This is a genomic window from Pseudomonas sp. URIL14HWK12:I12, assembly GCF_003097135.1.
Lineage (GTDB): Bacteria > Pseudomonadota > Gammaproteobacteria > Pseudomonadales > Pseudomonadaceae > Aquipseudomonas.
The window spans coordinates 239,433-256,043 of sequence record NZ_QEQL01000006.1; the positions used below are offsets into that span (position 1 = coordinate 239,433).

The window sequence follows — 16,611 nt, forward strand, 5'->3', positions numbered from 1 at the left end:
ACTCAAGCGGATAACGAGCAAATTGGCAGGTGGTTGCTGGCATGGATTTCCCTCAGGCTGACCGAGGTCTTGATCTGCTTGATGCACTTGAGCGAGCGCAGCGTTAGCTCGACGAACTGAGAGTAGATCTCCATGGTCGGGCAGACGATCTGAATCATGAAGTCGAAGTCACCTGTGACGTTGTACAGCGCCATCACCTCAGGCGAAGCGATCAGCCGCTGCTCGAGTTCACGGGTGCACTCAGGGGTATGGGAATCCACAGATAACTGAATGAACGCGGTGATATCGAAGCCCAGCACATGTTTGTCGAGGATCGCCTGGTAGCGCTTGATATAGCCATCATCCTCCAACCGTTTAAGGCGTCGCCAGCACGGTGTCTCACTCAACGCAATCTTTTCGCTCAACTTCGAAAGTGTTGTTCGACAATCCGACTGCATGATGGAAAGGATTTGCAGATCTACAGAGTCCAGCGCGTTCGATTTCCTTTTCATGGTTGTTCCTTGGTTGAATGCTCAAACAGGACATCACGTTATCGGCAGTAGAACGGCAAAAGCCTTATTGTTGTAAGAAATTGAAGCGCTACGGCATGCGGTGTTCGTGACTCACCCGCGACTACTATTTGTAGAGCCAGGGCTTGCCAGGCTGCGAAGAGCGAATCGATTAAGCAACGTCGCCCGCGCGCTGTCAACACACATCACTGGGTCTCGCGCAAGCGGGTCGACGCACGGTACGAGGGTGCCAGCGTACTTGTCCGAAGGGCCACCCTGTATAAATACAGCTGTTCGAAACAATGCGCTGTGTCTGCCTTGCTTTTCCCCTGGCTTGCACTTGCCGCGCAGTGGCGGCCTCGCTCAAGTTATCAACACCTTGTTGGCTGGCTGTTTCACCCTCCTCGAGATACTGCATAGCTGTATCGAGCGAGCCTGATCGCAGTGGTAACCTTGAACATACTTCTGTAGTGGCGCCCTTACCTAAAACAAGGTTCTAGTTCCTCTAGCGCTCAGTTGATATACAACTTCGCCATCAAGCAAGCCTCTCTCGCTGCCACTGTCGGCCACCTGTTCAATTGGCGTGCTGCCACACAACAGCTCCCCACACCCGCTCAAGTTCCCCGAGGCTTGGCCCTCGCCGTCGGCTCCGCCACCAACGGGTCCTCCGGCCAGTAATGCTTGGGGTATCGCCCCTTCAAATCTTTCTTCACCTCGGCATAGGTGTTGCGCCAGAAGCTCGCCAGGTCTTGCGTCACCTGCACCGGCCTGCGGGCCGGCGAAAGCAGGTGCAGCTTGACGACTTGCCGGCCACCGGCGATGCGCGGGGTGTCGGCCAGGCCGAACAGCTCTTGCAGGCGCACCGCGAGCACTGGCGGTTGCTCGCTGTAGTCCAGGCGAATGTGGGAGCCCGAGGGCACGGCCAGAGTCGTTGGGGCAAAAGTGTCCAGCTGCTGCGGCAACGGCCAGGGCAGGCTGTTGCGCAGGATCGAGGCGAGATCAAGCTGGGCAAAATGGCTGAGCCGGCTGACTTTACCCAGATAGGGCTGCAGCCAGCCCTCAAGTGTGGCCAGCAACGCGGTGTCGCTGACGTCGGGCCAGGCGCTGCCGGGGCCATCCAGCTGGCGCAGGAGCTGGACACGGGCCTGCCATTGGCGTAGCTCAGGCGTCCAGGGCAGCAACTCAAGGCCTTTGCGCCGCACCAGTGCCAACAAGGCGCTCGCGCGCGCTTCGTCGCTCAGGCCAGGCAAGGCCTGGCGGCTGAGCACCAATTCGCCCACCCGCACCTGGCGCTCGGCCTTGAGCCCTCCTTCACGCTCGTCCCAGTCGAGCACGTCCACTTCTCGGCGCTGGTCGTTCAATACCGTGTCGAACAGCGCTTCATCCAACTCGGCGGCCAGCCAGATGCGCTCTTCGCGCTGGCCTTGGCGGCTCCCCAGGTCGGCAATCGCCAGCCAGGGATGTTTCATCAGCGCATCGACCTCGCCGAACTGCGCAGCACGGCCATTGGCCAGGCGATAGTCGGCGCCGCCGGGCCGCCGTTGCTGGGCGACGCGGTCCGGATAGGCCAGGGCGAGCAAGGCGCCTACCCAACGGGGGTGGTCGGGGTCGCTCACCGGTTCGCCAGGCTGGCCGCGTAACCCGGCGCGGTATTGCCGGGCGATCTGCCGCACTCGCTGGGCGCCGCCGCGGCCCTGGCCAATGGCAGCCAGCCGCTTGTGCAGGTCGGCACCGCTGCCGGGCAGCAGGTCTCGCTCACTGAGCAAGGCCGCCACGTCGCAGGCAAGGTTCGCCAGGCCCAGCGCCTGGCCACGCAGCAGCAGGTGGGCGATGCGCGGGTGCGCCGGGAGGTCGGCCATGGCCTGGCCATGGGGTGTCAGGCGGCCCTGGCCATCCACAGCGCCGAGGCGTGCCAGCAGGTCGTGGGCCTGGGCGCAGGCGGCCTGGGGCGGTTGGTCGAGCCAGCGCAGGTCCTGCGGTGCCACGCCCCACTGGGCCAATTGCAGAGCCAGGCCAGACAAGTCGGCCTGAAGCATCTCGGCAGGGCTGAAGGCCGCCAGCTGTTCGTGCTGGTCTTGCGACCACAGCCGATAACACACCCCCGGTTCCAGGCGCCCGGCGCGGCCTGCACGCTGGGTGGCGCTGGCGCGGGAAATGCGTTGGGTGTCCAGGCGGGTCATGCCACTGCGCGGATCGAACCGGGGCACGCGCTCCAGGCCCGCGTCGATCACCACGCGCACCCCCTCGATGGTCAAGCTGGTCTCGGCGATGTTGGTGGCCAGCACGACCTTGCGCTGCCCTGCCGGCGGCGGGTCGATGGCGGCGCGCTGCGCATCCAGGCTCAATTCGCCGTGCAGGGGGCACAGCCGCACGTCAGCGCGCTCGCCCAGCGCTTCGGCCAACTGCTCGTGGGTGCGGCGGATCTCGCCCAGCCCAGGCAGGAAAACCAGCAGGCTGCCGGCCTGCTCGTCCAGCGCCTGCAGGCAGGCTTGCACCACCCGTGGCTCGATGCGTTCGCCTGGCTGCGCAGGCCGGCTCCAGTGGGTGGTGACCGGGAACATGCGCCCTTCGCTGGTGAGCACTGGCGCATCGTCGAGCAGCCGCCCCAGGCGCTCGCCGTCGAGCGTCGCGGACATCACCAGCACCTTGAGCGCCGGCTCCTCGCGCAGCAGTTCGCGCCCGTTGAGCGCCAACGCCAGGGCCAGGTCACCTTCAAGGTTGCGCAGGTGAAACTCATCGAAAATCACCAGGCCCACGCCCTCCAGCGCGGGGTCGGCCTGCAGGCGACGAGTGAGGATGCCCTCGGTCACTACTTCAATACGTGTACACGGGCCGACCTTGCTTTCCAGCCGTACCCGGTAGCCCACGGTCTCGCCTACCGCTTCGCCCAGCTCGGTGGCCAAGCGCTGGGCGGCAGCGCGCGCGGCCAGCCGGCGCGGTTCGAGCATCAGAATGCTTTGCCCGGCCATCCACGGCTCATCAAGCAGCGCTAGCGGTACGCGGGTGGTTTTACCGGCGCCGGGCGGCGCTTGCAGCACCACCTCGTGGCGCGCCTGCAGGGCTTGGCGCAAGGCCGGCAGCACGGCATCGATGGGCAAGGAATTCATGGGGCCTCCAGATCGCAGGCGCGCAGTATACGGCCGCTTGCGGGCCGTTGAGTCATCTGCCCGCCAGCAATGCGCTAAGATCCCCGCCGTGTTCGCAAAACACCAAGGATCCGTGAATGCCTACCGTAAATGCCGAAGCGGTCATCGCCGACATACAGGCCCAAGCCCAGGGCCGGGGCTATACGCTCGATGAACAACAACTGGCAGCGGTCACCCGGTTGGGCCAACTGGCAGCTGGCCTGTCTCACCCTTGGCTCGCGCGCCTGAAAAAACCCAAAGGCGTTTATATCTGGGGGCCGGTCGGCCGCGGCAAAAGTTTCCTGCTCGACGCTTTTTTCGCCGCGCTGCCCCTGGCGCAGAAGAAACGGGTTCACTTTCATGCGTTCTTTCGTGAACTTCACCAACGCCAATTTGAATACGCCCACAGCCCGCATGCCATCGAAGACGCCCTCGACGTGATGTTAAAAGGCTGCGAATTACTCTGCTTCGATGAGTTCCACCTTCACGACATCGGCGACGCCATGTTGATGTCTCGTTTCTTCAAAGCGTTGTTCAAGCGCGATTGCCTGTTGCTGACCACTTCCAATTACTCGCCTGAAGGCTTGTTGCCCAACCCGCTTTACCATGAGCGCTTCCTGCCGACCATCGAGCTGATCGAGTCGCGCATGGATGTGCTGTCCATCGCCGGTGGCATTGACTATCGCAGCCTGGCCACCGCCGAGCCGGACCCTTTTGCCAAAGGCGCCTTCGTCAGCCCCGCCGATGCGCAACAACGCAAGGCCCTGGGGTTGCCGGCCGACGCGCCGGCCAGCGCGAACGTGCCGGTAAATCGCCGCAGCATCGCCGTGATCAGCGCAGGCCAAGGCACGTTGCACTTGCGCTTTCCCGACCTGTGCGAGGCCCCTACCGCGACCATGGACTACCTGGCACTGGTCGCCGACTACCCGCGCTGGGTGATCGAAGCGGTGCCCCGCATTTCCACCGCCTCGGCCGCCGCGCAACAACGCTTTCTCAACGTGGTGGACGTGCTCTACGACAATCGCTGCGAAGTGTTCATCCACAGCAGCTGGCCATTGGAAGTTGCAATCGACCATTGCGAAATTGCGGATATCGTCAGAACGCGCAGCCGGCTATCACAACTTCGGCAGTTCGCGAATAGCCCCACCCCCTCTGAAACTGATAGCTATCCCGTGACCGCCCCATAGCCATAAATCGGCGAACCTGACAGGCAGTTTCAAAACTGCTTGCTTGATTATCACGCAACCGGCACGAAGCCACGAACAACAACAAAGGAATCCCCCCACCATGAGCGATGTTCTCGCCTTCACCTGGCCAGGCTACGCCGTCATATTGTTGACCCTGCTTATTGCGTACATCATCTTCGGTATTGCCGGGTTTGGCACTGCCCTGGTCGCCAGCCCGATACTGGCGCTCTATGTGCCCGTGGCGAAGATCGTGCCGCTGCTTGCCTTGATGGACCTGTGCGCGGCGCTGGTCAACGTCAGCCGCGATGGCCGCAGGGCCAACTGGCAGGAGCTGCGGCGTCTGGTGCCGATGATGGTGGTCGGCAGCCTTATTGGCGCGGCGATCCTGCTGACCACCCGCCCTGACTTCCTGCTGCTGGCACTGGGCATTTTTGTGGTCGGCTATTCGCTGTACTCGCTCAGCGGGCTCAAACCTCATCGCGATTTCGCCCCCGTGCACGCCATTGCCTTTGGGGGTGTTGGCGGTGTGTTCAGCGCCCTGTTCGGCAGCGGCGGCTTCATCTATGCCATCTACCTGAGCGGGCGGCTGCAGGACAAGAATGCCCTGCGCATCACACAGACGACACTGATCGGCCTGAGCACCCTGACCCGGGTCGTGCTGTTCGCGCTGGCAGGCGTGTACCTGGACGCCAGCCTGCTGTGGCTGGCGCTGTTGCTTGCGCCTGGCATGTTGCTGGGTATTACCCTGGGCCGCCGTATCACTCTGAACATGTCACGCGACCAATTTCTCACGGTGATCAACCTGGTCGTGCTCGCCTCTGGCGTAATGTTGATCGTCCGTTACTTCACCTAAGCCTCGCCGGCGTGCTCCTGACCCCTGCCACCTGGCTAGCCAGGCTGGTTTTCGGCGACCGGATCGATGGCTGGCCGCCTCTGGAAGCGCAACGGCTGCCACGGTATAACAGCGAACCGCGCCCCTGCCGGCGCGGTCTGAACCTCAGCCCGCCCCCTGCGGCGCTTCGCTTTCTGGAGAATTTCATGCGCATTGCCCACCGTATGATCGGCACCGCCCTGGTCGCCACCCTGCTCACTCAACTCACTGCCTGCGGCACGCTGTTCTGGCCCGACCGCCGCGGCCAGATCGACGGTAAAGTCGACCCGGTGGTGGCAGTGCTCGATGCCGTCGGCATCCTGTTCTATGTGATCCCAGGCCTGATCGCTTTTGGCGTCGACTTCGCCACCGGCGCGATCTACTTGCCGCACGGCACCCAGGCGCAGGTCGACCCTGCCAAGCTGCGCCCTGCAGTCAACCCCGATGGCTCCGTGGACAAAGCGCGCCTGCAAACCATCCTCGAGCAGGAGCTGGGCCAGCACTTGCCGCTGAACGACCCGCGCCTGATCGAACACAAAGGCAGCCTGCAGCAACTGGCGGCCTTCGGCCTGGTACCAGCAGCCTGATGCCGGCCGCGAACATCGACCGCCACGCGCGCTTGTTGCGCCTGGCCACCCGCGCTTCGCTCAGCGTAGCGAGCATCCTGATCGTGACCAAGGCGGTGGCCTGGTACCTCAGCGGCTCGGTCAGCCTGCTGGCCGGCCTGACCGACTCGGTGCTCGACGGTGCGGCGTCATTCCTGAACCTGCTGGCGATCCACTACGCGCTGCGCCCGGCCGATGACGACCATCGCTACGGCCATGGCAAGGCAGAGGCGCTGGCAGGCATGGGCCAGGCACTGTTCATCGCAGTGAGCGCCGTGATCATCGCCATTCAGGCGGTGCGCCGCCTGCACAGCCCCGAGCCGCTTGGCGAGGCCGGTGTGGGTATTGCGGTGATGGTGCTCTCGCTGGTGCTCACGGTCGGCCTGCTGATCATCCAGCACAAAGTGATACGCGAAACCGGCTCCACGGCCGTGCGCGCTGACTCACTGCATTACCGTTCTGACCTGATGCTCAACGGCAGCATTCTGGTGGCACTGGTGCTGGCCGCCGCAGGCTTCCCCCAGCTCGATGCGCTGTTCGGCCTGGGCATCTCGCTGTATATCCTCTGGAGCGCGGTGCAGATCGCCCGGGAGAGTATCGAGATCCTGATGGACAAAGAGCTGCCACTGGATGTGAGCGAGCAGATGATGGGCCTGGCCTGCGCCGTGCCTGGGGTGCTCGGGGCACATGACCTGCGCACGCGGGTGTCGGGCAACCACTGGTTCGTGCAATTGCATCTGGAATTACCCGGGCAACTGACGCTGTCGGCCGCCCACGCGCTGTGCGAGCAGGCCGAGGCAGCCATCATGGCGCAGTTCCCGAAGGCCGAGGTGCTGGTGCACGCCGACCCTCATGAGGTGGTGCCAGGTCAGTTGACGCCGTAGCCGCGGGTGACCAGGCAGTTAGTCAACGTCTGCCGGTAGGTGTAGAGCACCGCATCGGCCGGGGCGTAAGTTGCCGCGCGGGGGTCGAAGCCGCTCTGCTGGGTCGCCCACTGTTGGCATTCGAAGCGGTCGCGTTCCAGCTGCTCCAGGCTCTGCCCATTGCTGGGGTACACCTGCACGTCCCAGGCATTGCTGCTGGAGGCTACCGGCTGGGCAGGCACCGGTTCGCTGTACGGCGCATTGGCTGGCGGGTTGACCACTACGTAGTCCTGCTCGTCGTCCATCCACTGGTACCAGGTACCGGCTGCCAGAAAGAACACCGAGCCGCCGACCCAGGTGCGTGTCGCGTAATCAGGCAACACCCGGGTGCGGATGCCGTAAGGCGGTGTAACCACCACATAGCGGCCAGCCTGCGGGCGATACCAGTAGCCGCCGGAGTAATAGAAGTCCCGGCCACCGTAGGGCACACGCCAGTTCTGCCCGGGAAAGCGGTCGACCATCTGCCCGGGGCGGTATTGCGGCCCTGGGCCCCAGCCATTGCCACGCGGTGGCCCCCAGCGGTCGTCCCCGCGGCGCTGGCCGGGGCCACCGGCTTCATACCGGCGATTCTGAGGTTGCAGGTCACGATAGTCGCCACGGATGGGCGGTTCGGTCTGGCGCACGCTGTCAGGGTGCGGCTGCAGCGGGTTGCCATTGCTGTAGCCAGGCTGCGGCTGGCCGCCATTGGGGTTGGTCTGCCAATTGGGCCGCGGCGCAGGGGGCTGGGTTTGCTGGAAGCGCCCCATGGGCCCGCGCTGCTGGGGTTGAGCCGGCGGCTGAGCGGGAGGCGGCGGCGCAGGTTGTGTCGGCCGAGGTGCCGGTTGCTGGGGCGCCTGAGGCTGCTGAAAGCGCCCGGCCGGCCCCTTGTTACCTTGGAACATTCCCGGCGGGCCTTCGCTGTCGGCCAGCGCCTGCCCTGCGATACAAAGGCTCAATAACCCGGCACTGGCCAGGCGCCACAGGCGTGCGTTCATGGGACTGCTCATAGGATGAGGGGCATACCGGATAAGACTGGGAAAACCGTAAGCGGTTCGCCGCTACTCTACCAGCGCGCTGGCCCGGCGTATGGCCAGCAGCGCACATTTCATGCGGGAATAAAAAAAGGAAGGCCCTTGGGCCCTCCTTGATCGATACGGCGTCCGGCTCAACGCTTGTGGCGCAGGCTCACCTCGCACCCTCTGCTGGGACGGTGCGCAGCCCGGTGGCCAGCCCCGGCCCGGTGGGGCTGGCGGCCGCGAATGGCCCGCTAGGGCCGTTCGCCGTGGACGAATGTCCGGGCAGTGATTCTGTTGAAAATCTTAGGCCACCAACGCCGGCAGGTGCTTGCGAAGATTGCCGAGATAATCAACGCTTGCGCAATTTTTCGCCCAGCAATCATAATTCGACGCAATTGGTAAAAAACGAGGCCCCGCCCATGAGCAAGCTGGACCGCTATGACCTGAGCATTCTCGCCGAGCTGCAGCGTGATGCCCGCATTTCCAACCAGGAGCTGGCCGAGCGCATCGGCCTCTCCCCTTCACCCTGTTCGCGGCGGGTCAAGCAGTTGGAAGACGACGGCTACATTTCGCGCCAAGTGGCCTTGCTCGACCGCAAGAAACTGGGCCTGAGTTTGACCGCCTACGTGTTCATCGGCATGGACCGCCACACGCCCGAGCGCTTCGAGAAATTCGAGTCGATCATTCGTGGCCTGCCGCAGGTGCTCGAATGCAGCCTGGTGACCGGGATGGACGCCGATTACCAGCTCAAGGTCGTGGTGCAGGACATGGACCACTATCAGCAACTACTGCTGGGCCACCTCACCCGCATCGAAGGGGTGACCAGCGTGCGCTCGAGCTTCGTGCTCAACCAGGTGCTGGCCAGCACCGAAATGCCGTTGACCCACCTGCGCAATCAGAGCTGAGGCGCGACCTCGCGCCACTGGCCGGGCAGCAAGCCGTCGAGCGCATAGGGGCCTATGCGCACGCGCACCAGGCGCAAGGTGGGCAGCCCGACGGCGGCGGTCATGCGCCGTACCTGGCGGTTGCGCCCTTCGCGGATGACCAGCTCCAGCCAGGCGGTCGGAATGCTTTTGCGAAAGCGCACCGGCGGGTTGCGCTCCCACAGCTCGGGCGCCTCGAGGCGGCGGCACTCCGCCGGCAGGGTGGGGCCATCGTTGAGCTGAACGCCTTGGGCCAGTTGCCGGACCTGCTCGTCGCTCGGCTCACCCTCGACCTGCACCCAATAGGTTTTCGGCAGTTTGTGCTTCGGGTCGGCGATACGCGCCTGCAGGCGCCCGTCGTTGGTCAGCAGCAGCAGGCCCTCGCTGTCGCGGTCGAGCCTGCCGGCGGGGTAGACGCCGGGCACATCGACGAAGTCCTTTAGGGTGGCGCGGCCTGCGTCGTCGTTGAATTGGGTGAGCACGTCGAAAGGCTTGTTCAGCAGCAGCAGGCGCGGGCTGGCCGGTGGGGCTTTAGGCGTGCGGCGCTTAAACAGTGGACGAGAGGGCGCGGGCATGGTCTGAAGTAGGTCGTTCGCTGGGGCGGGTAGCTTAAGCACGGGTACGTCGCGCGGCAAGCCGCCCTCCCACTTCCTGACCCGCGCCCCTGAGCTAGGCTTAAACCTATTCCATTGAGTTTGAGTGGGAGGCCGGCTTGCCGGGCGACGTGCAACGGCGACGCGGCGGCTTCAGCCTCCTTCTCAGCCCTTGGTCCCCCAGATCGAAGCCAGGCTCTGCAAGGTCGAGCCACTGGTGCCCTGCTGCCCCAGGTATTGCAGGATGATCGGCGCGAACTGCCCGATCATGCCGCTGTTCATGCCCAGTTGGCCGAATGCATTGCTCATGTCCCCTTGAGACTGCACATTGCCCAGCGCTTTACTCAGGCCGGCGGATTTCCCCGACTGGCCCAGCAGGCCCGAGAGCCCTTCCAGCCCGCCCAACGCGTTGTTGCCCGACAACTGATCCAGCCCCGGCACCTTCTGCGCCAATTCCGCATACTGCGAGGGCTGTAATTTGTTTTTCGCCAGGCCCAGCATGGCGCCTGTACCGCCGATAGCTTGCTCCGGCGTGACGTTGAGCTGCGAGCCAAGTGTATTGAGCAGGCCGGCTGCTTTGGGCGAAGCGGCCACGGCGGCATCGTTCTGGTTGCCGTTGTGCAAGGTTGAGGCAGCGTTTACGGCGTCGTTGAGGTTGAAAGCAAACGCATGGGTGGTGAGCAGCGCCAGGCTGGCGGCAAGGGAAAGGCGTTTCATGGAAGGCTCCGGCAGCGAATGCGGGTTTCGATAGGCTAACCGGGGAAATGTTCCTGGCTGAAGCCTCGGCCGCGGCCGGTTTCATCTTGACGGTTTTGAACATCGCGCCGGAACAGGCCTGCTATCAGTCTTTCCAGGTAACAGCGGGCCCGCTTGATCGCAGGATGAGAGTCACGTCCTGGCAAACACCGACTTTTTCATGCAGCGCAAGCCAAGCCCAAGCGATCACCATCCGATACGCACGGTTTGAGCCGATAACAGGCCGCCCCCGCAAGGGCGGCCGTTTCGATCACGCCGCGCTGAACATCTTGTGCGGGTCGATCACGAATTTCTTCGGTACGCCTGCATCGAACTCACCGTAACCTTGCGGTGCTTGATCCAGGCTGATCACCTGCACGCCCACCACTTCAGCGATGTTGATGCGGTCCCACATGATCGCCTGCATCAGCGCACGGTTGTACTTCATCACCGGGGTCTGGCCGGTGTGGAAGCTGTGCGACTTGGCCCAGCCCAGACCGAAGCGAATGCTGAGCGCACCCACCTTGGCGGCGGCATCGACGGCGCCCGGGTCTTCGGTGACGTACAGGCCAGGGATACCGATCTTGCCGGCTACGCGGGTCACCTGCATCAGGGAGTTGAGCACAGTGGCCGGAGCTTCGCTCTTGGCGCCTTCGTGGCCATGGCCGCGGGCTTCGAAGCCCACTGCGTCGACTGCGCAGTCCACTTCCGGCTCACCGAGAATATCGACGATCTGCTCGTGCAGCGGGGTGTCCTTGGACAGGTCGACCACTTCGAAACCCTGGGCCTTGGCGTGTGCCAGGCGGGCCGGGTTGAGGTCGCCGACGATGACCACGGCGGCGCCGAGCAGGCGGGCCGAGGCGGCAGCGGCCAGGCCCACCGGGCCGGCACCTGCCACGTACACCGTGCTGCCTGGGCCCACGCCGGCGGTGACGGCGCCGTGGTAACCGGTTGGCAGAATGTCCGAGAGGCAGGTCAGGTCACGGATTTTTTCCATGGCCTTGTCGCGGTTCGGCAGTTTGAGCAGGTTGAAGTCGGCATAAGGCACCAGCACGTATTCGGCCTGGCCACCGGTCCAGTCGCCCATGTCGACATAGCCGTAGGCGCCACCGGCACGGGCCGGGTTGACGGTCAGGCACACGCCGGTGTGCTGCTCTTTGCACGAACGGCAACGGCCACAGGCGACGTTGAAGGGAACCGACACCAGGTCGCCGATCTGCAGGCTCTCGACGTCCGAGCCCTTCTCGATGACTTCACCGGTGATTTCGTGGCCGAGCACCAGGCCGACCTGGGCAGTGGTACGGCCACGAACCATGTGCTGGTCAGAGCCGCAAATATTGGTGGAAACGACGCGCAGGATCACACCATGCTCGATCTTGCGGCCACGCGGGTCTTGCATTTTCGGGTAGTCGATCTTCTGTACCTCGACCTTGCCAGCGCCCAGATACACCACTCCGCGGTTGCCAGACATGCTTTCACCTCGCTGTTGTTGTTGTGTGTAAACACTCACAGAATCGCAGTTCGCCAACGCCGGAACATTGCCGATCCCGACATCAGCGTAGCCAAAGGCACCACTTGTGCGATCAAAGCACCACGGTACGGTTGGCGTTGAGGAACACCCGGCGCTCAATGTGATAACCGATCGCACGGGCCAGGGTCAGGCATTCGATGTCGCGCCCCTTGGCAATGAGGTCTTCGGGGTAATGGCTGTGGTCCACCACCTCCACGCCCTGGGCGATGATCGGGCCTTCGTCCAGGTCGTTGTTGATGTAGTGCGCAGTGGCCCCAACCATCTTCACACCCTTGTTGTAGGCCTGGTGATAGGGCTTGGCGCCCTTGAAGCCCGGCAGCAACGAGTGATGAATGTTGATGGCCCAGCCGTCCAGGCGTTTGCACAGTTCAGGCGAGAGCACCTGCATGTAACGGGCGAGGATCACAAGCTCCGCACCGGTACGCTCGATCACCTCGACCACCTGGCGCTCCTGCGCCGGCTTGTCGTTGGGGTCGAGAGGGAAGTGGTAATAGGGAATCGAGTGCCAGCGCGCGAGCGGCTCGAGGTCGGGATGGTTGGACACCACGGCGACCACATCCATGGCCAGTTGGCCGATGCGCTGGCGGTAGAGCAAGTCGTTCAGGCAGTGGTCGGCCTTGGAGACCATGATCACCACCTTGGGCCGGTACTGGGGCGGCACCAGCTCGAAAATCATGCCGAAGGCCTGGCCACGCTCGGCCAGGCTCTGGCGGAACACCTGTTCGTCGAAGCCGGAAGGCTGGCGAAACTCCACACGAATGAAGAAGCGCCCGCTCAGGCGGTCGTCGAAGGAGTGGTGCTCAGTGACGTAACAGCCTTGCTCGAACAGGAACCGCGTCACCGCGTCCACCGTTCCTAGCCGGCTGGGGCAGTCGGCTGTGAGAATCCAGGTATCGGGGGCGCGGCTCATGGGCTGGCTCCTTATTCGACGATGGCCAGGCCGTACTCAGCAGAAGCATCCTGCAGCCACAGCCACCAGTAATCGGCGAAGCTGCGGCGGATCACCAGCTCCCAGGTGTCTTCGCCCATGCGGCGGATCACCAGTTGGGATTTGGCGAACACCGTACCCACGCCTTTGCCCACCGGGAAGTTGCTCGGGTGCACGTCATAGCTGGTGGACTTCTTCAGCACGTCCACCACGTTCGGCCCGGTCAGCTCCAACAGGCTCTGCCCGCCACTGACGTTGACCACCTGGATGTGCTGGCCGGCCAGGGCGTCGCGCAGAGCTTGCTCCAGGGCCAGCTCCTCGCCACGGGGGCAGATCAGCAACCACTCGTCCGGGCCCATCCATTGCAGCGAAAGCCGCTCGTTGGCCACCACCGCCAGCGCACCGGGCAGCTCCAGGCCCAAGGCCTTGTGCACGCCCTCGGCGAAGGCCGAGTCATGGCCATCGCCGCGCAGGGTGAGGTGGCCAAGCAGTTGTTTGTGGCGCAGGGTCACGCCTGCGTTCTTGCGGCCTTTGCCGACCAGGCTGGGCAGGTCGGCATGGTGCAGCGGGGACTCGACCTTCACGTCATCGCCCGGGCGCTGCTGGTAAACATTGGCTGTGCTCATCTTCGACACCTTCACAAATCGTGGAACACCCCGGCCCGCCACGGCCGGCCGGGGTGCCGGGGCTTATACGTTCTGCCGTTCGTTTTTCGGGTCGACGAACACCGACGAGCAGATCTCCGCCTCGATGGCGCTACCGTCGGCCATCGGTGCCCACACCCGCTCACCCATGCGCTTGAGCCCACCTTTGACCACCGCCAGGGCAAAGGACCGGCCCAAGGTCGCGCTCATGTAGCTGGAAGTCACGTGGCCGACCATGTCCATCGGGATGGACTGCTTGGTATCGAACACCAGTTGCGCGCCTTCGGGCAGCACTTTGTTCGGGTCTACAGGCCTGAGGCCTACCAGCTGCTTGCGGTTTTCGCGCACGCAGTCTTCGCGGTTCATGCCACGCCAGCCGATCCAGGAGAACGGCTTGTTGCGCCCGACACACCAGCCCATGTTCAGGTCATCCGGGGTCACCGAGCCATCGGTGTCCTGGCCGACGATGATGAAGCCCTTCTCAGCCCGCAGCACGTGCATGGTTTCGGTGCCGTATGGGGTCAGGTTGTACTTCTTGCCCGCCTCGGCGATTTTCTCCAACACGCCCATGGCGTAGTCGGCCTGGATGTTCACTTCGTAAGAAAGCTCACCGGTGAACGAGATCCGGAACACACGGGCCGGCACGCCGGCTACCTTGCCTTCCTTCCAGGTCATGAACGGGAAGGCGTCCTTGTCCAGGTCGATGTCGGTCACTTCGGCCAGCAGTTTGCGGCTGTTGGGGCCCGACAGGGTCAGGGTGGCCCAGTGGTCGGTCACCGAGGTGAACCACACTTTCAGCTCAGGCCATTCGGTCTGGTGGTAGATCTCCAGCCATTGCAGCACGCGCGCAGCGCCGCCGGTGGTGGTGGTCATCAGGAAGTGGTTGTCGGCAAGGCAGGCGGTCACGCCGTCGTCGAAGACCATGCCGTCTTCCTTGCACATCAGGCCATAACGGGCCTTGCCCACGTCCAGCTTGGTCCAGGCGTTGGTGTACACGCGGTTGAGAAACTCGCGCGCGTCCGGGCCCTGGATGTCGATCTTGCCCAGCGTCGAGGCATCGAGCAGGCCGACGCTGTCGCGCACCGCCTTGCACTCGCGCGCCACGGCGGCATGCAGGTCTTCACCGCGCTTGGGGAAGTACCAAGGGCGCTTCCACTGGCCGACGTCTTCGAATTCGGCGCCATTGCGCACATGCCAGGCATGCAGCGCAGTGAAGCGAACCGGCTCGAAGATATGGCCGCAGTGGCGGCCTGCCACAGCACCGAAGGTGACCGGTGTGTAGTTGGGGCGGAACATCGTGGTACCCATCTCGACGATCGAGATGCCGCGGCTGCGGGCAGCGATGGCCAGGCCATTGATGTTGCTCAGCTTGCCCTGGTCGGTACCGAAGCCCAGCGCGGTGTAGCGCTTGACGTGCTCGACCGATTCGAAGCCTTCGCGGGTGGCCAGCTCGATGGCCGCAGCGGTCACGTCGTTCTGCTGGTCGACGAACTGCTTGGGCGCACGTGCAGTGCCCTTGTCGTGCGGCACCTGGAACAGCGCCAGGGTTGGCTCTTCAGGCTTGGAGAGCACCTTGGGCAGCGTGCCTTCGACGATCTTGAAACCGGCCTCGGCGGCGGCGCGAGCGCCCCCCTCGAAACCGTCGGCCAGGGCATCACCCAGCGGGTAGACACCGTTGATACCGCCGACGCACACGCGCTTCTGCGGTGCTTCGGTGGGTACGAAGCCAAGAATGTCTTCACGCCAGGCCGGGCGGCCGCCCAAGTGCGAAGCCAAGTGGACCACCGGGCTGTAGCCCCCGGAGCTGGCGATCAGGTCGCAGTCGAGCCATTCACCGTTGCTGGTGACCTTCATGGCCTTGGCGTCGATGGTGGCCACCCGGGCACCGCTCACACGCTTGGTGCCGCGGGCTTCGATGACAGCGCAGCCGGTGAGGATACGCACGCCACGGGCACGAGCTTCCTCGACCAGCGCACCGCGCGGGTTGCTGCGGGCATCGGCCACGGCAACGACCTGCAGGCCGGCGTCGACCCAGTCGAGCACTACGCGATAGGCGTGGTCGTTATTGGTCGAGAGCACCAGTTTCTTGCCCGGCGCCACGCCGTAACGACGTACATACACCGACACAGCGCCGGCGAGCATGTTGCCCGGCACATCGTTGTTGCCGTACACCAGCGGGCGCTCGTGAGCACCGGTGGCCAGCACCACACGCTTGGCCCGAACCCGGTGCACGCGCTGGCGCACCTGGCCCATCGGGGCACGGTCGCCGAGGTGGTCGGTCAGGCGCTGGTGGATGGTCAGGAAGTTGTGGTCGTGATAGCCGTTCACCGTAGAGCGTGGCAGCAGGGTCACGTTCGGCAGTGTGGCCAGTTCGCCGATCACGCTGGCGACCCATTCGCTGGCAGGCTTGCCGTCGAGGGTTTCACGGGTGTCGAGCAGGCTGCCGCCGAACTCTTCCTGCTCGTCGGCCAGGATCACGCGCGCACCGCTGCGTGCAGCAGCCAGGGCGGCAGCAAGGCCAGCGGGGCCCGAGCCGACCACCAGCACGTCGCAGTGCTGGTTCATGTAGTCGTAGGTGTCCGGGTCGTTCTCGGTCGGCGAACGGCCAAGGCCCGCGGCCTTGCGGATGTACTTCTCGTACGTCATCCAGAAGGATTTGGGGTACATGAAGGTCTTGTAGTAGAAGCCAGGGGGCATCATCTTGCCGCCCACCTTGCCCAGGATGCCCATCATGTCGGTGTTGACGTTCGGCCAGCCGTTGGTGCTGTTGGCCACCAGGCCCGAATACAGTGCCTGTTGGGTGGCCCGTACGTTGGGGATCTGGGTGGCTTCGGTGGAGCCGATCTGCAGTACGGCGTTAGGCTCTTCGGCACCGGCTGCGATGATGCCGCGCGGGCGCGAGTACTTGAAGCTGCGGCCGATGATGTCCACGCCATTGGCCAGCAGTGCCGAGGCCAGGGTGTCGCCCTCGTAACCGGTGTAGGTCTGGCCATTGAAGCTGAAGGAGAGCTTCTTGTTGCGGTCGATGCGGCCGCCATTGGACAGGCGATTGACTTGGCTCAT

Annotated in this window: 14 protein-coding genes; 5 read left to right on the forward strand and 9 right to left on the reverse strand. The window is 64.1% G+C overall.

Features of this window, described 5'->3' with window-relative positions; genetic code table 11:
- Nucleotides 1-2: 2 nt before the first annotated feature.
- A complete protein-coding gene (locus tag F474_RS18505) occupies nucleotides 3-491 on the reverse strand; it encodes an Lrp/AsnC family transcriptional regulator (RefSeq protein ID WP_097087197.1) in 489 nt (162 codons plus the stop codon).
- A 611-nt stretch (nucleotides 492-1,102) separates the two neighbouring features.
- Nucleotides 1,103-3,595: an ATP-dependent helicase HrpB gene (hrpB, locus tag F474_RS18510; RefSeq protein WP_097087195.1), complete on the reverse strand. Its 2,493-nt coding sequence runs from the start codon at nucleotides 3,593-3,595 to the stop codon at nucleotides 1,103-1,105.
- A gap of 116 nt (nucleotides 3,596-3,711) precedes the next feature.
- Here hrpB and zapE point away from each other — a divergent pair, with 116 nt between their 5' ends.
- From zapE to F474_RS18530, 4 genes are all read left to right on the forward strand, one after another.
- Nucleotides 3,712-4,800, forward strand: coding sequence for a cell division protein ZapE (gene zapE / locus F474_RS18515; protein ID WP_097087193.1), 1,089 nt, complete (start codon nucleotides 3,712-3,714; stop codon nucleotides 4,798-4,800).
- 100 nt (nucleotides 4,801-4,900) lie between these two features.
- Nucleotides 4,901-5,653 carry a sulfite exporter TauE/SafE family protein gene (locus F474_RS18520; protein ID WP_097087190.1) on the forward strand — a complete coding sequence of 251 codons (753 nt, stop codon included), beginning with the start codon at nucleotides 4,901-4,903 and terminating at the stop codon, nucleotides 5,651-5,653.
- A 185-nt stretch (nucleotides 5,654-5,838) separates the two neighbouring features.
- The gene (locus F474_RS18525; RefSeq protein ID WP_097087678.1) at nucleotides 5,839-6,258 is read left to right on the forward strand and encodes a polyribonucleotide nucleotidyltransferase; all 420 of its coding nucleotides are present in this window, start codon (nucleotides 5,839-5,841) and stop codon (nucleotides 6,256-6,258) included.
- Nucleotides 6,258-7,160, forward strand: coding sequence for a cation diffusion facilitator family transporter (locus tag F474_RS18530; RefSeq protein ID WP_097087187.1), 903 nt, complete (start codon nucleotides 6,258-6,260; stop codon nucleotides 7,158-7,160). Before F474_RS18525 ends, F474_RS18530 begins: the two co-directional genes overlap by 1 nt.
- On the opposite strand, the gene F474_RS18535 is transcribed toward F474_RS18530, so the two are convergent.
- Nucleotides 7,145-8,173 carry a DUF6515 family protein gene (locus F474_RS18535; RefSeq protein ID WP_097087185.1) on the reverse strand — a complete coding sequence of 343 codons (1,029 nt, stop codon included), beginning with the start codon at nucleotides 8,171-8,173 and terminating at the stop codon, nucleotides 7,145-7,147. The two genes, F474_RS18530 and F474_RS18535, sit on opposite strands and share 16 nt — an antisense overlap.
- A gap of 440 nt (nucleotides 8,174-8,613) precedes the next feature.
- Between F474_RS18535 and F474_RS18540 the strand changes: the two genes are divergently transcribed.
- The gene (locus tag F474_RS18540) at nucleotides 8,614-9,099 is read left to right on the forward strand and encodes an Lrp/AsnC family transcriptional regulator (RefSeq protein WP_097087183.1); all 486 of its coding nucleotides are present in this window, start codon (nucleotides 8,614-8,616) and stop codon (nucleotides 9,097-9,099) included.
- Here F474_RS18540 and F474_RS18545 read toward each other — a convergent pair.
- The 6 genes from F474_RS18545 to F474_RS18570 all read right to left on the reverse strand — a co-directional run bounded on the left by F474_RS18545 (nucleotide 9,090) and on the right by F474_RS18570 (nucleotide 16,611).
- Complete coding sequence (locus F474_RS18545; protein WP_097087181.1) at nucleotides 9,090-9,692, reverse strand: pseudouridine synthase; 603 nt, start codon at nucleotides 9,690-9,692, stop codon at nucleotides 9,090-9,092. The genes F474_RS18540 and F474_RS18545 overlap by 10 nt on opposite strands.
- A 183-nt stretch (nucleotides 9,693-9,875) precedes the next feature.
- Nucleotides 9,876-10,427, reverse strand: a complete 552-nt coding sequence (locus F474_RS18550; RefSeq protein WP_097087179.1) for a DUF2780 domain-containing protein — start codon at nucleotides 10,425-10,427, stop codon at nucleotides 9,876-9,878.
- A 289-nt stretch (nucleotides 10,428-10,716) separates the two neighbouring features.
- Nucleotides 10,717-11,916, reverse strand: coding sequence for a formaldehyde dehydrogenase, glutathione-independent (gene fdhA / locus F474_RS18555; RefSeq protein WP_097087177.1), 1,200 nt, complete (start codon nucleotides 11,914-11,916; stop codon nucleotides 10,717-10,719).
- A gap of 112 nt (nucleotides 11,917-12,028) precedes the next feature.
- Complete coding sequence (gene purU / locus F474_RS18560; RefSeq protein WP_097087174.1) at nucleotides 12,029-12,886, reverse strand: formyltetrahydrofolate deformylase; 858 nt, start codon at nucleotides 12,884-12,886, stop codon at nucleotides 12,029-12,031.
- Nucleotides 12,887-12,897: 11 nt separating this feature from the next.
- On the reverse strand, nucleotides 12,898-13,530 hold the full coding sequence (locus F474_RS18565; protein ID WP_097087172.1) for a sarcosine oxidase subunit gamma: 633 nt from the start codon (nucleotides 13,528-13,530) through the stop codon (nucleotides 12,898-12,900).
- Between the two features lie 63 nt (nucleotides 13,531-13,593).
- Nucleotides 13,594-16,611, reverse strand: coding sequence for a sarcosine oxidase subunit alpha (locus tag F474_RS18570; RefSeq protein WP_097087169.1), 3,018 nt, complete (start codon nucleotides 16,609-16,611; stop codon nucleotides 13,594-13,596).

Excerpts from the sequence above, each read along its gene's own strand:
- F474_RS18545 (WP_097087181.1), bottom strand. The coding sequence starts at position 9,692 with ATGCCCGCGCCCTCTCGTCCACTGTTTAAGCGCCGCACGCCTAAAGCC.
- F474_RS18550 (WP_097087179.1), bottom strand. The coding sequence starts at position 10,427 with ATGAAACGCCTTTCCCTTGCCGCCAGCCTGGCGCTGCTCACCACCCAT.
- F474_RS18505 (WP_097087197.1), bottom strand. The coding sequence starts at position 491 with ATGAAAAGGAAATCGAACGCGCTGGACTCTGTAGATCTGCAAATCCTT.
- F474_RS18570 (WP_097087169.1), bottom strand. The coding sequence starts at position 16,611 with ATGAGCCAAGTCAATCGCCTGTCCAATGGCGGCCGCATCGACCGCAAC.
- F474_RS18525 (WP_097087678.1), top strand. The coding sequence starts at position 5,839 with ATGCGCATTGCCCACCGTATGATCGGCACCGCCCTGGTCGCCACCCTG.
- F474_RS18530 (WP_097087187.1), top strand. The coding sequence starts at position 6,258 with ATGCCGGCCGCGAACATCGACCGCCACGCGCGCTTGTTGCGCCTGGCC.
- F474_RS18540 (WP_097087183.1), top strand. The coding sequence starts at position 8,614 with ATGAGCAAGCTGGACCGCTATGACCTGAGCATTCTCGCCGAGCTGCAG.
- purU (WP_097087174.1), bottom strand. The coding sequence starts at position 12,886 with ATGAGCCGCGCCCCCGATACCTGGATTCTCACAGCCGACTGCCCCAGC.
- hrpB (WP_097087195.1), bottom strand. The coding sequence starts at position 3,595 with ATGAATTCCTTGCCCATCGATGCCGTGCTGCCGGCCTTGCGCCAAGCC.
- fdhA (WP_097087177.1), bottom strand. The coding sequence starts at position 11,916 with ATGTCTGGCAACCGCGGAGTGGTGTATCTGGGCGCTGGCAAGGTCGAG.
- zapE (WP_097087193.1), top strand. The coding sequence starts at position 3,712 with ATGCCTACCGTAAATGCCGAAGCGGTCATCGCCGACATACAGGCCCAA.
- F474_RS18520 (WP_097087190.1), top strand. The coding sequence starts at position 4,901 with ATGAGCGATGTTCTCGCCTTCACCTGGCCAGGCTACGCCGTCATATTG.
- F474_RS18565 (WP_097087172.1), bottom strand. The coding sequence starts at position 13,530 with ATGAGCACAGCCAATGTTTACCAGCAGCGCCCGGGCGATGACGTGAAG.
- F474_RS18535 (WP_097087185.1), bottom strand. The coding sequence starts at position 8,173 with ATGAACGCACGCCTGTGGCGCCTGGCCAGTGCCGGGTTATTGAGCCTT.